Annotated in this window: 22 protein-coding genes; 6 read left to right on the forward strand and 16 right to left on the reverse strand. The window is 54.6% G+C overall.

Features of this window, described 5'->3' with window-relative positions; translation table 11 throughout:
- Nucleotides 1-33: 33 nt before the first annotated feature.
- From purF to ACX9GT_RS16805, 13 genes are all read right to left on the reverse strand, one after another.
- Nucleotides 34-1,551, reverse strand: a complete 1,518-nt coding sequence (gene purF / locus ACX9GT_RS16745; protein ID WP_473187829.1) for an amidophosphoribosyltransferase — start codon at nucleotides 1,549-1,551, stop codon at nucleotides 34-36.
- A 21-nt stretch (nucleotides 1,552-1,572) separates the two neighbouring features.
- Nucleotides 1,573-2,073, reverse strand: coding sequence for a colicin V production protein (cvpA, locus tag ACX9GT_RS16750; protein ID WP_021178573.1), 501 nt, complete (start codon nucleotides 2,071-2,073; stop codon nucleotides 1,573-1,575).
- A 265-nt stretch (nucleotides 2,074-2,338) separates the two neighbouring features.
- Nucleotides 2,339-3,790, reverse strand: coding sequence for a hypothetical protein (locus ACX9GT_RS16755; protein WP_473187830.1), 1,452 nt, complete (start codon nucleotides 3,788-3,790; stop codon nucleotides 2,339-2,341).
- Nucleotides 3,783-5,075: a KGGVGR-motif variant AAA ATPase gene (locus tag ACX9GT_RS16760; protein ID WP_473187831.1), complete on the reverse strand. Its 1,293-nt coding sequence runs from the start codon at nucleotides 5,073-5,075 to the stop codon at nucleotides 3,783-3,785. The genes ACX9GT_RS16755 and ACX9GT_RS16760 overlap by 8 nt, the downstream gene beginning before the upstream one ends.
- The gene (locus ACX9GT_RS16765) at nucleotides 5,072-5,494 is read right to left on the reverse strand and encodes an SAM-dependent methyltransferase (protein WP_473187832.1); all 423 of its coding nucleotides are present in this window, start codon (nucleotides 5,492-5,494) and stop codon (nucleotides 5,072-5,074) included. Before ACX9GT_RS16765 ends, ACX9GT_RS16760 begins: the two co-directional genes overlap by 4 nt.
- Before the next feature lie 27 nt (nucleotides 5,495-5,521).
- Nucleotides 5,522-6,247 carry a cell division protein DedD gene (gene dedD, locus ACX9GT_RS16770; protein ID WP_473187833.1) on the reverse strand — a complete coding sequence of 242 codons (726 nt, stop codon included), beginning with the start codon at nucleotides 6,245-6,247 and terminating at the stop codon, nucleotides 5,522-5,524.
- On the reverse strand, nucleotides 6,248-7,513 hold the full coding sequence (folC, locus tag ACX9GT_RS16775; protein WP_473187834.1) for a bifunctional tetrahydrofolate synthase/dihydrofolate synthase: 1,266 nt from the start codon (nucleotides 7,511-7,513) through the stop codon (nucleotides 6,248-6,250). It lies immediately after the preceding gene.
- A 120-nt stretch (nucleotides 7,514-7,633) separates the two neighbouring features.
- Nucleotides 7,634-8,542: an acetyl-CoA carboxylase, carboxyltransferase subunit beta gene (accD, locus tag ACX9GT_RS16780; protein WP_473187835.1), complete on the reverse strand. Its 909-nt coding sequence runs from the start codon at nucleotides 8,540-8,542 to the stop codon at nucleotides 7,634-7,636.
- A gap of 233 nt (nucleotides 8,543-8,775) precedes the next feature.
- Nucleotides 8,776-9,450, reverse strand: coding sequence for a DedA family protein (locus ACX9GT_RS16785; protein WP_473187836.1), 675 nt, complete (start codon nucleotides 9,448-9,450; stop codon nucleotides 8,776-8,778).
- Nucleotides 9,451-9,530: 80 nt separating this feature from the next.
- A complete protein-coding gene (gene truA, locus ACX9GT_RS16790) occupies nucleotides 9,531-10,352 on the reverse strand; it encodes a tRNA pseudouridine(38-40) synthase TruA (protein WP_473187837.1) in 822 nt (273 codons plus the stop codon).
- Entirely contained in the window at nucleotides 10,352-11,362 is a 1,011-nt protein-coding gene (locus tag ACX9GT_RS16795) for an aspartate-semialdehyde dehydrogenase (protein ID WP_473187838.1), read from the reverse strand. The genes truA and ACX9GT_RS16795 overlap by 1 nt, the downstream gene beginning before the upstream one ends.
- An 89-nt stretch (nucleotides 11,363-11,451) precedes the next feature.
- Nucleotides 11,452-12,573 carry a DUF3410 domain-containing protein gene (locus tag ACX9GT_RS16800; RefSeq protein ID WP_473187839.1) on the reverse strand — a complete coding sequence of 374 codons (1,122 nt, stop codon included), beginning with the start codon at nucleotides 12,571-12,573 and terminating at the stop codon, nucleotides 11,452-11,454.
- 74 nt (nucleotides 12,574-12,647) lie between these two features.
- Nucleotides 12,648-13,421: an AraC family transcriptional regulator gene (locus ACX9GT_RS16805; protein WP_473187840.1), complete on the reverse strand. Its 774-nt coding sequence runs from the start codon at nucleotides 13,419-13,421 to the stop codon at nucleotides 12,648-12,650.
- 108 nt (nucleotides 13,422-13,529) lie between these two features.
- Between ACX9GT_RS16805 and ACX9GT_RS16810 the strand changes: the two genes are divergently transcribed.
- Entirely contained in the window at nucleotides 13,530-14,429 is a 900-nt protein-coding gene (locus ACX9GT_RS16810) for a DMT family transporter (protein ID WP_473187841.1), read from the forward strand.
- Between the two features lie 15 nt (nucleotides 14,430-14,444).
- On the opposite strand, the gene ACX9GT_RS16815 is transcribed toward ACX9GT_RS16810, so the two are convergent.
- Entirely contained in the window at nucleotides 14,445-15,857 is a 1,413-nt protein-coding gene (locus tag ACX9GT_RS16815; RefSeq protein WP_473187842.1) for a sensor histidine kinase, read from the reverse strand.
- Nucleotides 15,844-16,518: a transcriptional regulator TctD gene (gene tctD, locus ACX9GT_RS16820; RefSeq protein WP_473187843.1), complete on the reverse strand. Its 675-nt coding sequence runs from the start codon at nucleotides 16,516-16,518 to the stop codon at nucleotides 15,844-15,846. The genes ACX9GT_RS16815 and tctD overlap by 14 nt, the downstream gene beginning before the upstream one ends.
- 122 nt (nucleotides 16,519-16,640) lie before the next feature.
- Between tctD and ACX9GT_RS16825 the strand changes: the two genes are divergently transcribed.
- Genes ACX9GT_RS16825 through ACX9GT_RS16835 form a run of 3 tightly spaced genes read left to right on the forward strand, consistent with a single transcriptional unit; the run spans nucleotide 16,641 to nucleotide 19,600 of the window.
- Nucleotides 16,641-17,621, forward strand: coding sequence for a Bug family tripartite tricarboxylate transporter substrate binding protein (locus tag ACX9GT_RS16825; protein ID WP_473187844.1), 981 nt, complete (start codon nucleotides 16,641-16,643; stop codon nucleotides 17,619-17,621).
- Nucleotides 17,622-17,636: 15 nt separating this feature from the next.
- Nucleotides 17,637-18,068 (forward strand): tripartite tricarboxylate transporter TctB family protein, encoded by a 432-nt coding sequence (locus ACX9GT_RS16830; RefSeq protein WP_473187845.1) that lies wholly within the window; start codon nucleotides 17,637-17,639, stop codon nucleotides 18,066-18,068.
- A gap of 11 nt (nucleotides 18,069-18,079) precedes the next feature.
- Nucleotides 18,080-19,600 carry a tripartite tricarboxylate transporter permease gene (locus tag ACX9GT_RS16835; RefSeq protein ID WP_473191618.1) on the forward strand — a complete coding sequence of 507 codons (1,521 nt, stop codon included), beginning with the start codon at nucleotides 18,080-18,082 and terminating at the stop codon, nucleotides 19,598-19,600.
- Nucleotides 19,601-19,713: 113 nt separating this feature from the next.
- On the opposite strand, the gene pdxR is transcribed toward ACX9GT_RS16835, so the two are convergent.
- Nucleotides 19,714-21,150, reverse strand: coding sequence for a MocR-like pyridoxine biosynthesis transcription factor PdxR (gene pdxR, locus ACX9GT_RS16840; protein WP_473187846.1), 1,437 nt, complete (start codon nucleotides 21,148-21,150; stop codon nucleotides 19,714-19,716).
- A gap of 84 nt (nucleotides 21,151-21,234) precedes the next feature.
- On the opposite strand from pdxR, the gene ACX9GT_RS16845 reads away from it, so the two are divergent.
- Both ACX9GT_RS16845 and ACX9GT_RS16850 read left to right on the forward strand, forming a co-directional pair.
- Nucleotides 21,235-21,672 carry a GNAT family N-acetyltransferase gene (locus tag ACX9GT_RS16845; RefSeq protein WP_473187847.1) on the forward strand — a complete coding sequence of 146 codons (438 nt, stop codon included), beginning with the start codon at nucleotides 21,235-21,237 and terminating at the stop codon, nucleotides 21,670-21,672.
- A gap of 5 nt (nucleotides 21,673-21,677) precedes the next feature.
- Nucleotides 21,678-22,310, forward strand: a complete 633-nt coding sequence (locus ACX9GT_RS16850) for an FMN-dependent NADH-azoreductase (protein ID WP_473187848.1) — start codon at nucleotides 21,678-21,680, stop codon at nucleotides 22,308-22,310.
- Nucleotides 22,311-22,356 lie beyond the last annotated feature (46 nt).

Here is a 22,356-nt window from a genome sequence, read left to right on the forward strand (position 1 = left end):
CGAGAAACTATGTTGGTAGTACCAAAATGCAACCTAGCCTTCGTTATGCATTTCCAGATTTTCCGCTTCCGCCTGCCCGCGCAATGCTTTGGCATCATCATTACGCAGCGTTTCCAGATATTCTAGATAGCTCTGGTCAACGTCTTTGGTCACGTAAATACCGTTGAACACCGAGCATTCAAACTGGGTAATATCCGGGTTCTCTTCACGCACGGCTTCGATCAGATCGTCCAGATCCTGGAAGATCAGGCCATCGGCACCAATGAGTTGACGGATTTCGTCCACTTCACGCCCATGGGCGATCAGCTCGGTGGCACTCGGCATGTCGATACCATAAACGTTCGGGAAACGGATTTCCGGCGCGGCAGAAGCCAGATAAACACGTTTTGCCCCGGCATCGCGCGCCATTTCCACAATCTGCTCAGAGGTGGTGCCACGAACGATGGAGTCATCCACCAACAGCACATTCTTGTCACGGAACTCGGCACGGTTGGCATTCAGCTTACGGCGTACTGATTTGCGGCGAGCCTGCTGGCCCGGCATGATAAAAGTGCGGCCAACGTAGCGGTTCTTCACAAAGCCCTGGCGATAGGGTTTATCCAGAATGCGCGCGATTTGCAGCGCGATATCGCAAGAGGTTTCCGGGATCGGGATCACCACGTCGATATCCAGATCTTCCCATTCGCGGGCAATCTTTTCGCCCAGCTTCTGCCCCATGCGCACGCGGGCGCTGTAGACAGAAATTTTGTCCATAAAGGAGTCAGGACGGGCAAAATAGACGTATTCGAACAGGCACGGATTGTTCTTTGGATTCTCGGCGCACTGACGAGTAAACAACTGGCCTTTTTCGGTGATGTACACCGCTTCACCCGGCGCAACGTCACGCAGGAATTCAAAGCCCAGCGTATCCAGCGCGACGCTCTCGGATGCCACCATGTATTCACAGCGGCCATCCTCCAGTTCACGCTTGCCGATCACCAACGGACGGATACCGTTCGGATCGCGAAACGCAACCAGGCCGTGGCCGATAATCATCGCCACGCAGGCGTAAGCACCGCGCAGTTGCTGATGCATCGCCGCCACCGCGGTGAAAATGTTATCTGACTCCAGCGGATAATGTTGGAAACGGTCAAGCTCGGTAGCCAGCACGTTCAGCAGGATCTCGGAATCGGAGGTCGTATTGACATGACGGCGGCCACTTTCAAACAGCTTTTGGCGCAGTTCATGGGCGTTGGTCAGGTTACCGTTGTGTGCCAGCGTAAGGCCAAACGGCGAGTTGACATAAAAAGGTTGCGCCTCTGAAGCACTGGAGCTGCCTGCCGTCGGGTAACGCACGTGGCCGATCCCCATATTGCCCTGCAAACGCTGCATGTGGCGTGCTTCAAACACATCCTTCACCAGGCCGTTTGCCTTACGCAGACGGAACCCGTTATGGTCATCAATAGTGACGATGCCTGCGGCATCCTGCCCACGGTGCTGAAGCACCATCAACGCATCATAAATCGACTGGTTTACCGGCATGAAACCGGCGATACCGACAATACCGCACATGTTGTCTTTTCCTCTAAGCCGCTACCGCCCCGGTAATTGGGTTGGTAAGAAACTCGACGTGCTCTGCAGATAGTCAAAAAACCACCTGATGATATAGCTGAACTGGGGGATAAGCTGTGACTGTTTCCAGTCCGCACTTTGCGACAGGGTGGTAAAGGTATCCAGGAAAAACAGTATCGCCGCCACAATCAGCACGCCGCGCAGTGCGCCGAAGCACACGCCCAACACCCGATCGGTGCCCGATAATCCGGTTTTTTCTACCAGTGAACCAATCACATAGTTAACGATAGCGCCTACGATCAGCGTCGCGATAAACAAAATGGCAATCGCGATGCCGTTCCGTACCAGTTCATCTTCAAAACGAGTGAAATAGGCTGCAAGGTAAGGGTAGAAATGGCTGGCAACAAAGAACGCACATCCCCATGTCACCAGTGACAAGGCTTCACGCACAAACCCTCGGATCAGGCTCACCAAAGCCGAAAATCCAATCAACGCTAAAATGACGTAATCAATCCAGACCATGACCATTCCAATAATGAATCGCCCCTTGCATCCCCTCTATCCTTCAGGCTGCATCAGCGTTAACTGCCCTGATACCGCTCGAATGTTATCGGGTATGACCAATTCGCGGCGAATTCTAACAGAAAAAGAAAACGTTTGCGTAGGGGATTTCCCACCACGTAACAAATAAAAACGGCGATAAAAAATTTCTTAATCGCCGCATAGAGATATGTTTCTCAATCAGATAGCGGGTACATTCTGCATACCTGTTGAAATCCATAAATTCTTAATCATCACTGGATTTTCTAGCGGGTTTCACTCCACCTCTACGGCCAAGTCCAAAGCCAACACGGTAGAGATCAGGCATGTTAACCCGACCATCTTTCATCGTTTCGAAAATCCCAAGCCCTTGTAAATCTGAACGAACACCAGGATAACCATCATCATAGTGTTCAGGTGGCAACCGGTCCTGGAACAGTTGGTCTTTGTCAGCACTTAAACTATTCTTCCAGCGATCTGAAACTGTTTCAAAAGAACACGGCACCGTCAGCCCAGACAACGGTTTCATATAGGCCCTAACCCAGGGATAATCTTCTGCAACTTCGTCCACTCTATTTTCTGAAGCCTTGAGCACACCTTGCTTAATACTTTCAAAATGTAGAGGATACTCAGGTTCAGGATGCCGTTCTAAAGAATGTTCAGCGGCTTCTCGTAGGGCTAACAAAAAAGATCTTGGTGATGTCCTTCCCCTACCATCCGCCAAATGTCCAACCGCCCAGGTATACGGCACACCCCGTCGGCGATCTCGCCCCATCCACGGCCCCGCAATCTTCATAAACAGCGATCTTTGCAATGTCTCGTCACGCTTTACCCGCTCATCAAGCAGCCATACGTCATTTTCAGCCGGTATTGCAACTTGGCCAACCACTTCGTGATACAAATGTCGTAAAACCACGCCATGATGATTTGGCGCATTACAAAAATGCTGCCATAACAATCCATGTAAATCATTACTGGCCCAGGTTAGCTCAACATGCGTTGCCAGAATTTTTGAGGCATCAGGGAAATCTGTTACCTTTCGCCCATGAAATTGGTCTTCGCGCAGAAAAACCTTGGTATGCAGCCGTGGGTAGCGTTTTAGCGACAAGACCAGACGTAATAAATCCCGCACAATCCCATCCATTTTTTGCCAATCTTGGCTGGTACGATCCAAAGCATCGAAAACGACTAAGATTGAACTGCCACTTTGCTGATAATGTTGACTTGATTTCTCTAATAAACGGCTGAACAGCTCAGGGTTATCTTGCACCCACAAAGTTGTCTCTTCCCATGAAGTTACTGGGATTACATCACCAATCTCACTGGCTAAACAGCGTCCTAATACTGCTGACCAGATATCATAAGGCAAAAAACCTCGCTCAAGTAATGCAGGGAAAACGCGGTCATCAGGGTAGTTATCCAACGCTGGACGCTCAGAAAAACCAGTACGAACCACGACAGCCGACAAGTCAGGCACGGCCTTACCTAACAGGCTCCGTATCGAAGGATCCGTCAGGGCAGCACTCCAAAAAGTTTTACCAACCCCACGACCACCGACGACCAGATTACATTCCAAGCGCAATGCTTTTACATGTGACGGAGGGACGTAAACATGTTTACTATTCGGTTTCTGACCATAATTTGACGTTCTTTCCGGTAATGCACTTTTAATCGCTTCACCAATCTCACGATTACTCATATTCGCCCTCACTACCCTCAGTCATCAGAAAATCGATCACTGGCCCAAAGATCCTCATTACCTCTTCACGATCGATTTCATTTAAACGACCATGTAAAGTCTTTAGTCCAGAGAAGCTGCGATGCCAACGAATCGCAAGAGGATGATGAGGTGCTGATTCATCTACTGCATCAAAGCTCCATCCACTATTATCACCAGCAGGGAGTTCATCATAAATCTCATCGGCAAACAGATCCCAAGCCTCTTCGCGTAAATCTCTGAAATACTCTTCAGTATTGAGTTCTGGAAGCATTGCACCAACCAGTTGCAAACGCTCCCTAATATCTCGGATGACACCGGTAGTACGCCAATGCTTGAATAAAATACGGTAACCTGACCACGTCTGATCGCCGCTAATTGCAAACAGTAAAATATTAGCCGCACCCAATTCCGTCAAACATGCTGAAGCAACCTCATCAATACCAGCACGAGAATCAATCAACACAGCATCTGGACACCAGCGATTTTCTAGCTTGCCTAACAAGTTAGCGAGTCGTTCAGACCATGTGATGATTGAACCATCTACACCTCTGGTAGACATCCAGACTCGTCCAAGTTTAGCTATATACTCGCCAGGATCACCGCCATGGGCAGGAACAACGAGAATCTCTCCATTATGAGAAAGAGGACTAGAAGCAACCATATCATCAAATATGGCATCACTATTGCCAGTGAGATCCTCAACCAACCAATCGCAAATACCAAACTTGGGGCGCCTGTCAGTTGGCAATAATGATGATGATAATCCTGGAGACTCCAAATCTAAATCTAGTATCATCACTTTCTTACCAGACTCAGCAAGAGACCAAGCAGTTGCAGCAAGGGCAGACGAACGCCCCACCCCACCTTTTATCGAAAAAAACACGGTTCTTTCAGCATGTAAACTTACAGGGGCAATATGTGACCAATTCGTTGAAGTCACTAAACGATCGACAACATATATAGAACGCAGTGCACTATCTAATTCGAAAGGTTGTCCGCTTTTACATTCTTTTTGTATATCGGTTTCAAATAGTAAAGCTTGGCTAACAGGATAAGCATGTTTTGAACCCAACTCTTGAAAGATATCTCCAGCTAAGCTGTCCAACGCTTTTCGACCATCTCCCTCTTCATAATCTCCAGAGACGATAAGGCGCACCTTGGCATTAAGATCACGGTTAATAAGAATGGGTTTATAAGGTTCGAGCGCATCAGCATGACGCATGAAAATCGTTCGTAACCCCGGAAGGACCTGATCGAATGTCATACAATTAATCCCTCTCTGCGAGCCCTGCTTATCAGATTTCGAATTTCAAGTGTTCCCTGTTGATGAGGGACCACATGTTGTTCTGAGAAGTTACTTCGCCCAGCATAACGATCACTCGCTTTCCAATTTGAAAACGGATCTCCAGCAACCAACAGATAACTCGCAGCATTTGCACCTGCGCGATAAGTTTCATAACGAATTCTTAAATTATCGATGTGCTTTTGGTCAGATTTGCTCGCAGGCATACCCTCTTTATTCACGTCCTGCTGCATACCAAAAGCTACCATCAGTCCCTTTAAACCACATTCCGCCGAAAAACCATACAGATGATCGGCATTTGCCCAACATTGCTCCCGAAATAATATTTCTGCATCATTCCAATGCCTTTCATGAGCATCGAGAAAGTCGGCCTGCATCATCACTCTCCTTGGCAACAATAACATTCATCAACGTGCGCTATAAGCTTTCACTTGCCCGCTCAGGCCACTGATGCCATTCAGTGCAGGCAGCGACGCTTGCAGCTTCTGCTTCGACGCATCCGGGCCGACGAAGATCCGGGTAATCTCCCCCTGTACCGGCGTTGAAGGCACAGTATAGGCTCGGTAGCCAGACAAACGCAGCGATGCGACGATCTCGTTAACCTTGGCGGCATTTTTCAGCGCCCCCAGTTGCACCACATAAGCCTGCCCTACCGGCGCTTTTTCCTCAGCCGCTGGTTTTGGTTCTGGCTTAGGCTCCGGCTTCACTTCCGGCTTAGGTTCAACCTTCGGCGGTGTTACCGGTTTTGGCTTCACTTCCAGCGGTTTGGTTTCTACCGGTTTGGGCTGCTGTATCGGTTTGGTTTCGATCGGCGGTGGTGTCACCAACACAGGCTGCTGCTGTTCCTGCTGCTGCGCCCGTTGATTCGCCGCCTGCTGTGCTGCTGCTTCGGTCGCGGCCTGCTGCTCAACCAACGCCCCCGCACCTTCCGGTGGCTGGGCTGGCAACGGCTGATTCACCAGCGGTATCACGTCGGTTTCGTGCGCATCACCCGGTTTCGGCACCAGAGGAATGGCCGCAAACTCATCCTCATAATGCCTCTTTTTTCCGTCCAGTAACCCCGGCAGGATAATGACCCCCAGGGCAACCAGAATCACGGTGCCAACCAGTCGGTTCTGAAATTTACTTGCCACTCACACTCCCCGCCTCTCGTCTAGCGCCGCCATCACATGGGCAACGGTGTGGAACGATCCACAGACGATCACAATGTCTTGAATATCTGCATCCTGCATCGCCTGACGCCAAGCCGTTTGAACATCGGCAAACTGCTGTGGTTCCGTTAAATACTGCGCCAACAGCTCAACGCTGGCACCACGTGGGCCTTCCAGCGGTGCGCAGTACCAAGCATCCACCTGCTCGCTCAGGCAAGCCAGCGTACCGGCGATGTCTTTATCTGACAGCATGCCCACCACGGCCCGCACCTTGCCGCCATTACGCGGCAACTTCGCCAGTTGCCCGGCCAGATAACCTGCCGCATGCGGGTTATGCGCAACGTCCAGGATCAGCAGCGGATCCCGCTGCACAATCTGGAAGCGCCCTGGCAACGCCGCCTGCTGCAACCCGGCAAAAATCGCTTTCTCATCAATCTCAAGCGCAGCATAGTGCAGCGCTGCCAGCGCGGTGGCCGCATTCGCCAGCGGCACGTTCGGCATAGGCAGATTAGTCAGCCTGGTACCGCACCCTTCCCACTGCCAACGTTCACCCTGCTCGCTGAAGCTCCAGGCATCGCCACGGCGATACAATGAGGCGCCCAAATTTTCGGCCACCTGCTGAATGCTGTGTGGCATATCCGGTTCGCCGACGATCGCCGGTTTACCGCTGCGGAAAATCCCCGCTTTTTCGCGGCCAATACTCTCGCGATCGTTACCCAGCCAGTCGGTATGATCCAAAGCGATACTGGTTACTACCGCCACGCTCGGGTTGACGATATTGGTCGCATCCAAGCGCCCGCCCAATCCGACTTCCAGGATCACCACGTCAAGCTTAGCCTGTTTGAACAGTTGCAACGCCGACAGCGTGCCAAATTCGAAGTACGTCAGAGAGGTTTCACCTCGCCCGGCTTCGATGAACGCCAATGAACGGCTGTGTTCCGCTTCGCTCAGTTCCTCACCCTGAACGCGCACCCGTTCGGTGTAACGCACCAGGTGCGGCGAACTGTAGACACCGACGCGCAACCCGGCGGCCAGCAGAATGGCTTCCAGCGTGCGGCAGGTGGTGCCTTTGCCGTTGGTACCGGCAACGGTGAATACCGTGGGAGCAGGGGTGAGCAAGTCAAGATGCGCCGCAACGCGCTGCACGCGCTCCAGGCCGAGTTCGATCGCCTGGCTGTGCAAGCGTTCCAGATAATAAAGCCACGAGCTCAATGGCGACGTGGCTTGGGGAATTGAGTGGTTTTGCATGGATTCCATCGCTTCATATACCCGTAAGGCGACGCTTTGCGTTTTCAACCGCGCTTAGCCACAACATAGCGATTGAAATACCGCACCGGTCAGTTGCCGGTGCGGCCGCTCCTTTGCGGATCAGGCATCAGCCTGATTTTCTTGTGCGGTAACCGGGGCTGCATCATCAAACTGCGGCTGCGGTTGGTTGGTCAGCTTGGAAAGAATGCTTGCCAAGGTCTGACGCATCACCGGGCGGCGCACGATCATATCAATCGCGCCCTTTTCGATCAGGAACTCACTGCGCTGGAAGCCCGGCGGCAGTTTTTCACGCACGGTCTGCTCGATCACGCGCGGGCCAGCAAAACCAATCAGCGCTTTCGGTTCGGCGATATTGATATCGCCCAACATTGCCAGACTGGCAGAAACGCCGCCCATAGTCGGATCGGTCAGTACAGAAATGTACGGCAGACCACGTTCTTGCAATTTGGCCAACGCCGCGCTGGTTTTCGCCATCTGCATCAGCGACATCAGCGCTTCCTGCATACGCGCGCCACCGCTGGCGGAGAAGCAGACCAGCGGGCAATTATCTTCCAGCGCCTGCTCAACCGCACGCACAAAGCGCGCACCGACCACGGAAGACATCGAACCGCCGATAAAGGCGAATTCGAAGGAGGCCGCAACGATCGGCATGCCGTACAGCGTGCCCTTCATCACCACCAGCGCGTCTTTCTCGCCGGTCGCTTTCTGTGCGGCAACCAAGCGGTCTTTATACTTCTTGGAATCCTTGAACTTCAGAGCATCTTTCGGCTCCAGTTCGCTGCCCAACTCCACTTCACTGCCTTCGTCCAGCAGGGTATGCAAACGCATACGCGCCGACATACGCATGTGGTGATCGCACTTAGGGCAAACCTCAAGATTACGCTCCAGCTCGGCACGATAGAGAACCTGGCCGCAGCTATCGCATTTGGTCCAAACCCCCTCGGGAATGCTCACCTTACGGGTTTGTGTAATATTGCTCTTGTTAAGAATTCGTTCAATCCAGCTCATCGATGACCTTTCTGTTTGAACCTGGCAGACGCCAGTCCGCTGTTCATGCTGTAACAATCCCCCCGAAAACAGACCTAATGAAAAAGCCCCCGAGCTAAGCACGACCTGCGCGCTGCCGAGGCACTGGTTTCAAGGTTGTTCGCAGGAACAGACCATAAATGTCGCTCATTAAACCATATCGGCCCGATTCTGTGGATAAAAAACTGGTCGAACCGATAGGTTAAGCGCTGTTTTTACTGTTTTTGCTGGCGGGCAGCTGCGCGCTTGTGGCGCCAAATCTCAATAATGCCCGGCAGAATTGAAACAAAGATGATCCCAACGATCAACAATTTCAGATTTTCCTGCACGATCGGCAAGTCGCCAAAAAGGTAACCAGCATAAGTGAACAACAGTACCCAAAGTAGCGCACCAATCACGTTATACGCAGCGAAATGACGATAGGACATATGCCCCATCCCGGCAACAAACGGCGCAAATGTCCGCACGATCGGCACAAATCGTGCCAGAATAATGGTTTTACCCCCATGCTTCTCATAAAACTGATGGGTTTTATCCAGATAGCTACGGCGGAAAATTTTTGAATCCGGGTTGCTGAACAACTTCTCGCCAAACAACCGGCCAATCGTATAGTTGACGGCATCACCGATCACCGCCGCAATCACCATCAAAACGACCATGGTGTGTACGTTGAGATCGTTGGACGGCAACGCGGCCAGCGCACCGGCGACAAACAGCAGGGAATCTCCCGGCAGGAACGGCGTCACCACCAGCCCGGTTTCACAAAACAGGATCAGGAACAGAATGGCGTAAACCCACATGCCATATTGCGCCACCAGTTCCGCCAAGTGCACGTCAATATGCAGAATGAAATCAACAATATAAAGAATAAAATTAATGATGATGTCCATAAACTCTCTCGTCTAACCGAATGTCTCTCCCACTCGGCGCTTGCACCAGTGAACAACGCATTAATCTGCCATCAGGCGGCTTAATCGTCAGCTAAAAACAGCGGCCCCATCGGTGGCCGGGGTAAGGCAAACTGCTCAGGATAATCGACAGCGACCAGATACAACCCCTCTGCCCGCGCCGTTGCGGCCGCCAGATTGCGGTCCTTCAACGCCAGCAGTTCGGCCATCCAGTTTTCATCCTGATTGCCGCAGCCAATTTCCATCAGGCTGCCGACGATATTGCGCACCATATGATGTACAAAGGCGTTGGCCTTGATATCTACCACAATATATTCGCCGTAGCGCGTCACTTTAACCTGCTTTACGTTACGCCACGGGGTACGCGACTGGCACTGCACGGCGCGGAACGAGGTAAAATCATTCTCCCCTAACAATGCCTGTGCCGCACGGTGCATGCGATCGGCATCCAGCGGGTGATAAAAATGCGTCACCCCCTGCTGCAACACCGCCGGGCGATAACGGTGATTAAAGATGATGTAACGATAGCGGCGGGCGGTGGCGCTAAAACGCGCATGGAAATCACTACTGACCTCCTTGACCCAGCGCACAGCGATATCCGGCGGCAGGTGGCTGTTCACGCCCATCGTCCAGGCAGCATCTTTGCGGCGCGCAGCGGTGTCAAAATGCACCACCTGGCCGGTGGCATGCACCCCGGCGTCGGTACGCCCGGCGCAGAACACGCCGATCGGCGCATCCGCGACCTTGCTCAGCGCTTTTTCCAGGCAAGCCTGGACGCTGGTGACTTCCTGCTGACGTTGCCAGCCATAATAACGGCTGCCGTCATACTCAATCCCCAACGCAATTTTCAGCATTGGTGGGGTTGGCAACTCCACTTCAGACATCAGTACATCTGCTCCTGCAACAGGCGTTCAGCGGTTTCGATCGCCATCAGCGCGCCGCCAAAGCGCACGTTGTCGGCCACCGACCAGAACTGCAACAGTTCAGGAATACCATAATCATTGCGCAGGCAACCGATACACAGCACATCGCTGCCGGACGCTTCCGTCACCTGAGTCGGATAATCGTCTTCTTCACTCAGTTGAATATCTTCGGCCTGCTCCAGTTCCTGGCGCGCTTCTTCTGCGGCGATCGGGCGCAGCGCTTCCAGATGCACTACCTGCGCGTGGCCGTAGAATACCGGCGACTGGACGCAGCTTACCGAGATCGGCAACCCTTCGTCCTGCAACACTTTGCGCACCTGATCGACGATCAGGCGCTCTTCACGCACGCTGCCCTGCTCATCGGCCATCAAAGGCAAGATGTTGAAGGCCAATTGCGTGGCAAACACGCCCGGTTCGGCAGGAATGCCGTTCAGCAAACGTGCGCTCTGGCCTGCCAGATCGTCCACCGCCACTTTGCCACGTGCCGAAACCGACATCAGCGTAGTAACATGCAAACGGGAAAGCCCGGCCTGCTCGGTGAGGGGTTTAATCGCCGTCAGCAGTTGGCTCACCATGCTGTCGGCCACCGCCACGATATTGCGATTGCGGTAATCCGCCAGCACCTGCGGGTTAACGCCAGGCACCACCAGCGGCACATCCGGTTCCAGAGCAAACAGGCCGCTGGTATCAATCACCAGGCAGCCCATATTGCCCGCTTCCTCCGCATAGCGAGCGGCCGCTTCAGTCCCGGCGACAAAAAACGCCAACTGCGCCTGGGACCAGTCAAATTCCTCGGCGTTTTCCACCAACAGGGATTTGCCATTAAAACGCACCGTCGCACCCGCGCTGCGTTCACTGGCTAAAGGATAGAGTTCACCCACCGGGAACTGGCGTTCCTGTAACAATTCCAGCAACGCTTCACCTACTGCGCCCGTCGCGCCAAGCAGAGCGATATTCCAGCCGTCAGACATTGGGTCATCTCCAGAGTATTTCATTTGCAAGCGGGCGGTGAAACCACCGCCCGGATAAAAGAGGTTAACCCCATTTGCTTAAGGCAACCTTATTGAACGCCAAAACCCAGCTTGTGCAGCAGTTCCGCACTGGCGCTGTCATCACACAGCACCCGCAGCGAAGACCACTCGCGGCGTTCCTGATAATGCTTGCGCAGGCGATCGAACTCACCCGGCAGCCCAGCCACTTTCCGCAGCGGCGCATCATCGCGGCGCACATCATACACCAAGTGCATCAATCGTTTTAACTTGCCTTCATCCAACGGCCCGTTGAGGCGGACTTCGCTGAATTCCGGCACCGGCAGCAGCGAAGCGAGTGCGATCTGCTGTGGTTGCCCCAGGTGTTGAGCGAAGGCTTCAAACACCTGAGTGGTGCCGCGCGCTTTGCCCTCCAGCGTATAACCGGCGATATGGGCGGTGCCAATATCCACCCAATCCAGCAGCGGCAGAGAAAGTTCCGGTTCCGGTTCCCACACGTCCAGCACCGTGCTAAGCCGTTTGCCCTGTTCCAACACCTTGAGCAACGCGGCGTTATGCACCACCGCACCACGGCAGGCGTTGATCAGGATGCGGTCATCCGGCAAGGCGTCGAGCAGATCTGCGTTGGCCAAGTGCAGTGATTTATACGGGCCGGACTTGTTCAGCGGGGTATGGAAAGTCAGCACATCAGCTTCAGCCACCAGCTTTTCTAATGGCCAGAATTCACCCGCATCACCGCGATCGGCACGCGGCGGATCGCACAGCAGAGTACGCACCCCCAGCGCTTTCAGGCGGGCATCCAGGCGGGAACCCACATTGCCCACACCGACGATGCCGACAGTTTTATCGCGCAGATGAAAGCTATCCCGCTCGGCCAGCAGCATCAGGGCAGAAAAGACATATTCAACCACCGCAATGGCGTTACAGCCGGGTGCTGCCGAGAAACCAATACCCGCCTGTTGCAACCACGCTTCATCAACGTGGTCAGTGCCCGCGGTGGCGGTGCCGACAAAACCGATACCGGTGCCCGCCAGCAGTTCCTGGTTCACCTTGGTCACCGAACGCACCATCAGCGCGTCAGCATCGGCCAGCGCATCACGCGGGATCGGGCGGCCGGGCACGGCCAGCGCTTCACCTAAGCGGCCAAACAGTTCCACCGCATAGGGCATATTTTCATCAACTAAAATCTTCACGTTATTCTCCGACGGGATTGGCGCTCAAGCTGCAAAATAGTGTGCCACCGAATGGCGCAGAAACCCAAGCGTTGTTACGCGCGACGGAAACGCTCTGGGGTGGTTCCGGCAATCTGCTGGAACATGACGATAAACGCGGAAGCTGAGCTGTAGCCAACATCCAGCGCCACCTCCTGCACGGTTTTCCCCTGTTCGAGCAGCGAAAGCGCGTGCAAAAAGCGCAGGCGCTGACGCCATTCACTGAACGACATCCCCAACTCCTGCTGACAGCGGCGCGATAGGGTTCTTTCAGTGGTATACACCCGCCCGGCCCATACCGCCAGCGAGGTATTATCCGATGGACAACGTTCCAGCGCTTGCAGCACCGGAGCCAGGAATTTGTCCTGCGAGGTTGGCAGATAGGTTTGCTGGATCGGCGAAATACGCAGTTGATCGATCAGCACCCGGCACAGGCGTAGATCCTCTTTGCTTTGCGGTTCCAGCATCCGCCGCGCCAGGCAATCTTCAACAATCGCGCTGAACACCGGCGACACGTTGAGCAAACAGGCCTGCTCCGGCAAACCCACGCACAGCGATTTGGCAATATTGATCGTGCGAAACAACGCGGGCTTGCGGTTATAACTGGAATGCTCCATGCCGATTGGCAGCCAGACCGCAAACTCCGGCGGTGCCAGAAAGCGCTGCCCGGCGATGTTCAAGGCAATCACACCGGTTTTTACGCAAACCAACTGCCCCCAGTCGTGGCTGTGCGGCAGATATTCGGTATCCGCATTGGTCTCTTCGCAGTGGAAGAACAAGGTACGCGGTGCCGCCACCTCGGCGGTAGGAGAATTGCGGGTTTCAGCCATAGTGAAGTTGTCTTGATTTCGCGAAAGAGTGTCTGATTATCACTATATATAATAAACCGGACACCGGTAGACTAGCCAGCAAGTAATCCGTTGTTGAGAATAATTATCATGAACATGCTTTTCCCGCTGCTGGCCGTACTGATTTGGTCGATTAATGCCGTCGTCAGCAAAGTTTCCGCAACCGCCATCGATCCGGCGGCGATCTCCTTCTACCGCTGGCTGCTGGCGTTAATCGTTCTGACACCTTTTGCACTACCGGGCGTAATCCGCAACTGGCCAGCGGTGCGCGCCAACTGGTGGAAACTGCTGATTCTCGGCCTGTTGGGGATGGTGTTGTACCAAAGCCTGGCGTATTACGCCGCACATAGCGTCAGCGCGCTGTTTATGGGCATTCTTAACTCAATGATCCCGCTATTGACCGTACTCATCAGCATTGTCGTGCTGCGCGTGGCGCCCACCGTCGGCATCGCGCTGGGCACTGTTTTGTCGCTGGCTGGCTTGGTGTGGCTGGTGAGCGCCGGTCAGCCGGGGCGCTTGCTGGAGCATGGCATCGGCCCGGGCGAACTGATGATGTTTGCCGCTTCGGCGTCTTATGCGTTATACGGCGTGCTCACCAAACGTTGGGCGATCGCCTTGCCAAACTGGCAATCCTTGTACGTGCAGATCCTGTTCGGCGTGGTGCTGTTGCTGCCTAATTTCCTGCTGACGCCGGATGTACAGCTTAACAGCCAGAATATCCCGCTGGTGCTGTTCGCTGGCATTCCGGCGTCTATTCTCGCACCGTTTCTGTGGATCCAGGGCGTGATGCGCCTGGGGGCCAATACCGCCTCGATCTTTATGAATCTGGCACCGGTATTCACCGCCATTATCGCCGTACTCTTCCTGCACGAACATTTGCAGAGCTATCACCTGATTGGCGGCGGCATTACCCTGCTGGGCGTGATCCTGTCGCAGCGCTTACGCACTCCGCTGGGGCGGAAAAAAGTGCCAGCTACCTGTAAAGAGTGACTTTCGGGCCAAACATCAGGGTAACAACTCAAAACGCACCCGCACCAACAGGCCGCCTAGCAGAGCAGAGGCCAACAGTTCCGGGCGGGTGCGGTGGTAATGGGTAATATCTTTCACCAACGCCAGCCCCAACCCTGCCCCCGGTTGAGCGCCCACGTTATCCAACCGATGGAACGGCTGGAACGCCGCTTGGGTCTGTTCCGCTGCAATGCCCGGCCCGCTGTCTTCAATCTCCAGTACGCCCTGTTTTCCCTCAAGCACCAAACGCGCGGTCACGATGCCCTGAGGCGGGGTGTATTTCAGCGCGTTATCGAGCAGGTTGGCGCAAAGCTCGGTGAGCAGCAAAGCCTCCCCGGCGACCATGCACTGTTCAGCGCCTTCATAGCCCAGATCGATGCGCTTGCTGCGCGCCTGTGGTAAACGTGAGAAACAGGCATCGCGTAATACCTGCGCCAGGTCAACCGGCCGCAACTGGCGATCGGCATCGCGCTCATGCGCCTTCAGGCGTGAGAGATGCAGTAAGCGATCGGTCAACGCCACGGTGCTATCCAAGGTGGTGCTCATCCCCTCCAGGCTCTCCCGCCACTGTTCGGGCCGATTGCTGGCCAGTGCGACTCCCACCTGAGTTTTCAGCACCGCCAGCGGCGTTCTGAGCTGGTGAGAAGCATCGGCGCTAAAACGCTCCTGACGCGCCACCATCACCCGCAGCCGCTCAATATAGCGGTTGAACGCCAGCAGCAACGGCTGCATTTCGGACCACGGCAGCACCATCGGCAAAGGGGTTAATTCCCCCGGATCGCGCCGCAGCATAATGCCGGAGAGTTTACGCATCGGCTTCAGCACCTTTTTCAACAGCACATAAGCCAGGATCAGCGTCAGTACCACCACCGTTCCCTGGCTCAGCAATGCCGCCAGCAGCATCTGCCGCGCCAGATAGCGGCGGGATTCCAGCGTTTCTGCCACCACGATGGTCGCCATCCCCACAACGCCGGACTCATTCACCGGCTGAAACAGCGCCGCAACGCGGATCGGCCGACCACGGTAATCAGCGTCGTAAAAATGCACCAACGCCGGGTAAAGATTGGATCGCGGAATATAGGCAGGCATCTCGGGCAGATCGCTGTAGCCGGAGATACTTTTGCCCTCTGGGGAGATCACCTGATAGTAAAGCTGATCGTTCATATTGCGTTCAAAGCTGTCGAGCACCACGTAAGGAACGTCCACTTCCAGCCGCTGATTGCGCACCACCAGCCGTTCCGCCACCGTGCGCGCCGAAGCCAGCAGCGTGCGATCGTACGCCAGCGTTGCAGCACTCATCGCGCTGAAATAGTGGGTGTAGATCGAAATCCCCCCCAGCACCAGCAGCGGCAAGCCAAAGAACAGCAGCAACTGGTTAAACAGCGAACGCGGCGCTTTAAACCACTTCATCGCATAGCTCCAGGCTGTAGCCCAAGCCGCGCAACGTCACGATCATCACGTTACTGCCCTGTAGCTTTTTGCGTACCCGGTGCACATACAGCTCAATACTTTCCGGGTTGGCTTCATCCGTCAGGGTAAATATCTGCTCAAACAGTTGCTGCTTGGCGACCGGGCGGCCACGGCGGTGCATCAAGGCGGTCAGCACCGCCAGTTCGCGCGGCGTCAGTGCTAATGGCTTTTCCCCCAACAGGAAATAGCCTTCGTCGTGATAAGTCAGCCCACCGTATTTCAGCGCTCGCTGCATACCGCCAACGCTGCGGCGCAGCAGCGCCCGAATGCGCGCTTCCAGCTCGTTCAGTTCAAACGGTTTGGTGAGGTAGTCATCAGCACCCAGGTTCAACCCTTTAACGCGATCGGCCACGTCGGCCCGCGCCGTCAGCAACAGCACCGGCAGTTCCTGCCCGCGCTTGCGTAGCCGTGCCAGCAGCTCCAGACCATTCAACCGCGGTAACGCCACATCCAGCACCACCAGCGCATAGCTTTCGTGCAAGAGCAGGTGATCGGCGATCAGCCCGTCGGCGGCGACATCCACCGCAAATCCCAAGCCGGTCAGGGCCTTTTGCAGCCAATGAGATAACTCGGGGTGATCTTCTACTAACAAGAGACGCATATCACATCCTGTAAACTTTGCAGCCCGGTGAAAGGTAAATGAAAGGTTATTGTTTTAACAATTCAGCAACCCCGTGTCAGCGGGGACTCTCACAATCCAAAACAAAACTGATGGGAAAAGCAATGAAAACAATAATTACCCGTACACTGACCGCTACTGCGCTGCTGCTTGCCGCTAACCAGGCATTCGCCATTGAAGCTCCGAGCCGCACTGAATGTATCGCCCCGGCCAAACCCGGCGGCGGGTTCGATCTTACCTGCAAACTGATCCAGGTTTCGTTGCAGGAAACCAAAGCGATCGATAAACCGATGCGTGTCACCTACATGCCCGGCGGCGTGGGTGCTGTGGCCTATAACGCCATCGTCGCCCAGCGCCCGGCAGAGTTTGGCACCGTGGTCGCTTTCTCTGGCGGCTCGCTGCTGAACCTGTCGCAAGGGAAATTTGGCCGCTACAACGTGGATGACGTGAAGTGGCTGGCCGCCGTAGGCACCGATTACGGCATGATCGCAGTTCGTGCCGACTCGCCTTACAAAACGCTGCAAGATCTGATGGCGGCGTTCAAAAAAGATCCGAACAGCGTGGTGTTTGGTGCCGGGGCTTCCATCGGCAGCCAGGACTGGATGAAAACCGCGCTGCTGGCGCGCGAAGTGGGTATCGATCCGCACAAGATGCGTTACGTGGCGTTTGAAGGCGGCGGCGAACCGGTCACCGCGCTGTTGGGCAACCACATTCAGGCGGTATCCGGCGATCTGAGCGAGATGGTGCCTCACCTACAGGGCGATAAAATCCGCGTGCTGGCGGTGTATGCCGAAGAACGCCTGCCGGGTGAGTTGGCCAGCGTGCCTACCGCCAAGGAGCAGGGTTTTAATCTGGTCTGGCCGATCATCCGTGGTTTCTACATTGGCCCGAAAGTCAGCGCAGAAGAGTATCAATGGTGGATCGACACCTTCAAGAAAACCATGGCCACCGATGAATTCAAGAAACAGCGCGATCTGCGCGGCCTGTTTGAGTTCAACATGACCGGTCAAGAACTGGATGCCTACGTGAAAAATCAGGTGAACCAGTACCGTGAACAGGCAAAAACGTTCGGTCTGGCCAAATAAACCCCGAGGCACCCTATGAGCGATCGTATTTTTGCCTGCATCTGGCTGTTGCTGTGCCTCGGCGGCCTGTTTATCGGCTGGGGCATTCAAAGCGAATACAGCTATGAACCCTTGGGGCCACGCCCTTTTCCGCTGGCTATCCTCGGCCTGATGGCCCTGTGTGCAGCCTTGTTGCTGCTACGCAGACCGCAGGTTATCGAATGGCCGCATAAAAAAGTGCTGCAACGCCTGCTGATACTGATTATTACGCTGGTGCTGTACGCCTGGGGATTTGAATGGCTCGGCTTCCCGCTGGCGACGGCGTTGCTGACCTTCAGCATCGGTATGCTGTTCCAGGCCACGGTAACGGCCGCGTTGATCTCTGGCGTAGTAATGGGCGTGTCGCTGTTTTTCGCCTTTGATTATTTACTCGATGTCACGCTGCCACTCGGCGCTTGGCTGAGCTAACGGAGACGATGATGGAAACCTGGATGTATTTGTCACAAGGGTTCGAAGTGGCGCTGTTGCCACAGAACCTGATTATCGCTCTGATCGGCTGCTTCGTCGGCACCATCGTCGGTTTGCTGCCCGGCCTGGGGCCAATCAACGGCGTGGCGATCCTGCTGCCGCTGGCGTTCGCGTTGAAATTACCCGCAGAATCAGCACTGATCCTGCTGGCCACGGTGTATATCGGCTGTGAGTATGGTGGGCGTATCTCGTCGATTCTGCTCAACGTGCCGGGCGATGCCGCCGCGATCATGACCGCCTTGGATGGCTACCCGATGGCACAGCAAGGGCGTGCAGGTGTGGCGCTGTCGATCTCGGCGGTCAGCTCTTTTGTCGGTTCACTGATTGCCATCATGGGGATCATCCTGTTCGCCCCGATGCTGGCGCGTTGGTCGCTGGCCTTTGGTCCGGCGGAATACTTCGCACTGATGGTGTTTGCCATCGCCTGCCTTGGCAGCATGATGAGCGAAAACCCGCTGAAATCGCTGCTGGCAGCGCTGATCGGCCTGGGGTTAGCGACGGTGGGGGTGGATGCCAATACCGGCGTTTACCGCTTCACCTTCGACAGCGTGCACCTTTCCGACGGTATTCAGTTTATCGTGGTGGTGATTGGTCTGTTCTCGGTCAGTGAGATCCTGCTGATGCTGGAAAGCACCAGTTCCGGCCAGAAACTGATCCGCAAAACCGGCCGTCTGCTGTTCAATCGCAAAGAGGCGGCAGAATGCGTTGGCCCTACCCTGCGCTCCTCATTTATCGGCTTTTTCGTCGGCATCCTGCCGGGCGCGGGGGCCACCATTGCCAGTGCGCTGACTTATATGACCGAGAAGAGGATCAGCGGCAACAGCGACTCCTTTGGTAAAGGGGACATTCGTGGCGTGGCTGCGCCGGAAGCCGCCAACAACGCGTCGGCCTGCGGTTCGTTTATCCCGATGCTGACGCTGGGGGTGCCGGGTTCCGGCACCACGGCGGTGATGATGGGGGCGTTGACGCTGTATAACATCACCCCGGGTCCGGCGATGTTCACCGAGCAACCGGACATCGTCTGGGGGCTGATCGCCGCACTGCTGATCGCCAACGTGATGCTGCTGATCATGAACATCCCGTTGATCGGTCTGTTCACCCGCATGCTGACCGTGCCGCTGTGGTTCCTGGTGCCCGCCATTGCCGCCATCTCTGCGGTCGGGGTTTATGCCGTGCACAGCACTACCTTCGATCTGCTGTTGATGGTCGGGCTTGGGGTATTTGGCTATCTGCTGCGGAAGATGCACTTCCCGATGTCGCCGCTGATCCTCGGTTTTGTGCTGGGAGAAATGTTGGAGCAGAACCTGCGTCGCGCGCTGTCGATCAGCAACGGTGAATTCGGCATCCTGTGGAGCAGCAGCATTGCGCAATGCCTGCTGGTGCTGGCCGTTGCCGTTTTGGTGCTGCCGCCGTTACTGCGTAAACTGCGCAAGCGCCGCAGCATTACCGTAGAAGCCGCCAAGGTAGACTAATCACCTAAGGGGCCGCAATCGGCCCCTTCTTGATGCCACATGAGATATTATCCCGCGGTGATTAACCCGGGTCATGAACAAACCTCAAAAGAACCGCCGCCGATTACAGGTTTTTATATCAATGAGTCTCTCATCAGATGCACAATTCGCGTTCCAAGCGCCTCAGCATGAACCTGAGAGTTGATGTTCGTAAAGCCCAACAGCAGCCCTGCCTCACGGTTCTCGCCAAATGACCAGCTCGACAAAGGCTCGGCATACATGCCCTGTTGCATCATCAGCCTGGCCAATTGTCTGTCGGTCTGCTCCCCGCTGATGCGCACGACCAAGTGCATACCACCGGGTTGTGGTTCAATATGTATCCGCGAACCGAAAGCCTGTGCCAAACCTCTGGCAGTAGCGTCACGGCGTTCGCTATAGAGTCGGCGCATACTCTGGATATGACGGGAAAAATGCCCATCCGCCATAAAAGCGCCGATCGTTGCCTGTGTCACCGCGGGCACCCCGTCCGCCAGCACCGTACTCACCCGCTCAAATTTCTCTACCTGCGCATCAGGGACAACCAGATAGGCAACCCGGATCCCAGGGAACAAGACCTTGCTAAAGGTTCCGGCATAGAGCACCCGGCCATGGCGATCCAGGCTTTTTAATGCGGGAAGGGGCCGACTGGCATAGCGGTATTCACCGTCGTAGTCGTCTTCAATAATCCAGCTTTTTTGTACCGAGGCCCATTCAAGAAGCGCCTGCCGCCGCAGGAGTGAAAGCGACATACAGAGCGGGCTTTGGTGTGCTGGCGTTACAACCGCCGCTCTCGCCTGTTCGCCCAGCTCAATTCCGCGCGCTACCACCAAACCTTCACCATCAACAGGAACGGTAATCGGTACCATTCCCCCCTGAGACAGCAACACTCGAGTCGGAGGATAGCCCGGATCCTCTACCCAAACCCGATCCCCCTGCCGCAGCAGTGCCTGTATCACCAGTTGCACTGTACTGCGATACCCCGATGTGATGAACACCTGCGCTGGCGAGCATTGGATCCCTCTCGCAACCCGGAGGTATGCAGCAATTGCATTTCGCAATGCCTCGTTGCCATACGCAGGAGGATAGGCAAAATCAGCAGGTTGAGCGGCTCTAAGGTATCTGGTACTTAACCGGGCCCAGGTATTTCTAGGAAAAGCATCAAGTGCAGGCAAGCCCATTTGGAAAGGTAAAATACCAGGGGATTGCGATCCTGAGTTGAGCGCCTTCGGACGTGACCGCGAGGCAACCGGCATCGCGCCAGACGACGGGTGCAACCCTGGCGTCACGACACTTCCGGCCTGGCCACGGGATTGTATATAACCTTCGGCCCTCAATAACGCATACGCCGTTTCAATCGTTCCTCTGGCCACGCCCAGCTCCTTAGCCAGCGCACGTGCCGAAGCAATACGATCCCCGGGCTTGAGTATCCCCTCCTCTATCGCACTGCGGAATCGGTCATAAATCTGCCGATAAAGCGGCTCTTTGCTGGTTGGGGAGAGAAGCAGGAAGTTCTTGGAAGACGAAGAGATCATGGACCAGCTAATAAGTCAATTTATGGTACTTTTCAGTATGGCATGACATCGGTAGGATAAATAAAAATTTCGCAAGGGTGCCCCATGAATAAGCCAGCCATACGCTTGATTGAAACCAACGAAGAACTAGGGGCATCGTTTCGGGTAATGCAGGAATTGCGTCCCCGACTCGACTGCGCCAATGACTTTATCAATCGCGTTAAACGCATGAGCCAAGAGGGCTATCGTCTGCTGGCCATGTGGGAAGGTAGCGAAGTGGTTGCATTGGCTGGATATAGGATCCAGGAAAACCTGATATACGGCCGTTTTCTTTATGTAGACGATCTGATCGTTGCGAAGAACAACCGTGGTCATCAATCCGGTGCCGCGCTCATCAAGAGTCTAGAAGAAATTGCTGTAAGATCAGACTGTCGGCAATTTGTACTCGATACAGGCTTGAACAATACGCTGGCACAGCGTTTCTATTTCCGCCAAGGGCTCCTCACCAGCGCGATCAGATTTAACAAACCATTAGGGAAATAAGCGTTATGAGTATCCTGCGTATAAATTGTAGTCCGCGTGGAAAAAAGTCCGAAAGCCAGCGGCTGTCACAGGTCATTGTCGACCATATTCTCAAACTGAACCATTACACCCCGGCCGATATCACGGAGGTTAATGCTTTTGAGCTACCTCATATAGACAACGACTACGCTATTGCATTAAGCAATCCGGTAGAACCATCAGACGGAACGGCCAATCAAGGCTCATTACACCGGTCCAATCAGTTGATCCAGTCACTTATTGATGCCAAATATGTTGTCATTGCTGCACCCATGCATAACTTCACTATTTCCTCCGCTTTGAAGGCCTGGGTAGATCACGTAGTACGTGTACGCATCACATTTATCAATACATCAGAAGGAAAGATCGGAACGCTGCGCGATCGTCCAGTATTTGTCGCCGTCTCGTCTGGCGGGAGATTTTCTGGAGAAAATCCAAGGCAACCTGATTTTCTGACTCCTTATCTTAAGACCGTACTCAATACGATTGGCCTGCATAATATTCAGTTTTTCTCAGTCGAGGGGACGGTTCAGGAAGAAATGACACTGCAAAATGTCCGTGAGCGTACAACAGCAGAAATCAGCAATTACTTTGAGGTTAATAACCAAATGGCTTTTTAACTTGAGATACCGGGGGGCTGCTATTGCCCTTCAGCACGCTCAACGA

This window comes from Serratia sp. YWN4 (assembly GCF_055790845.1).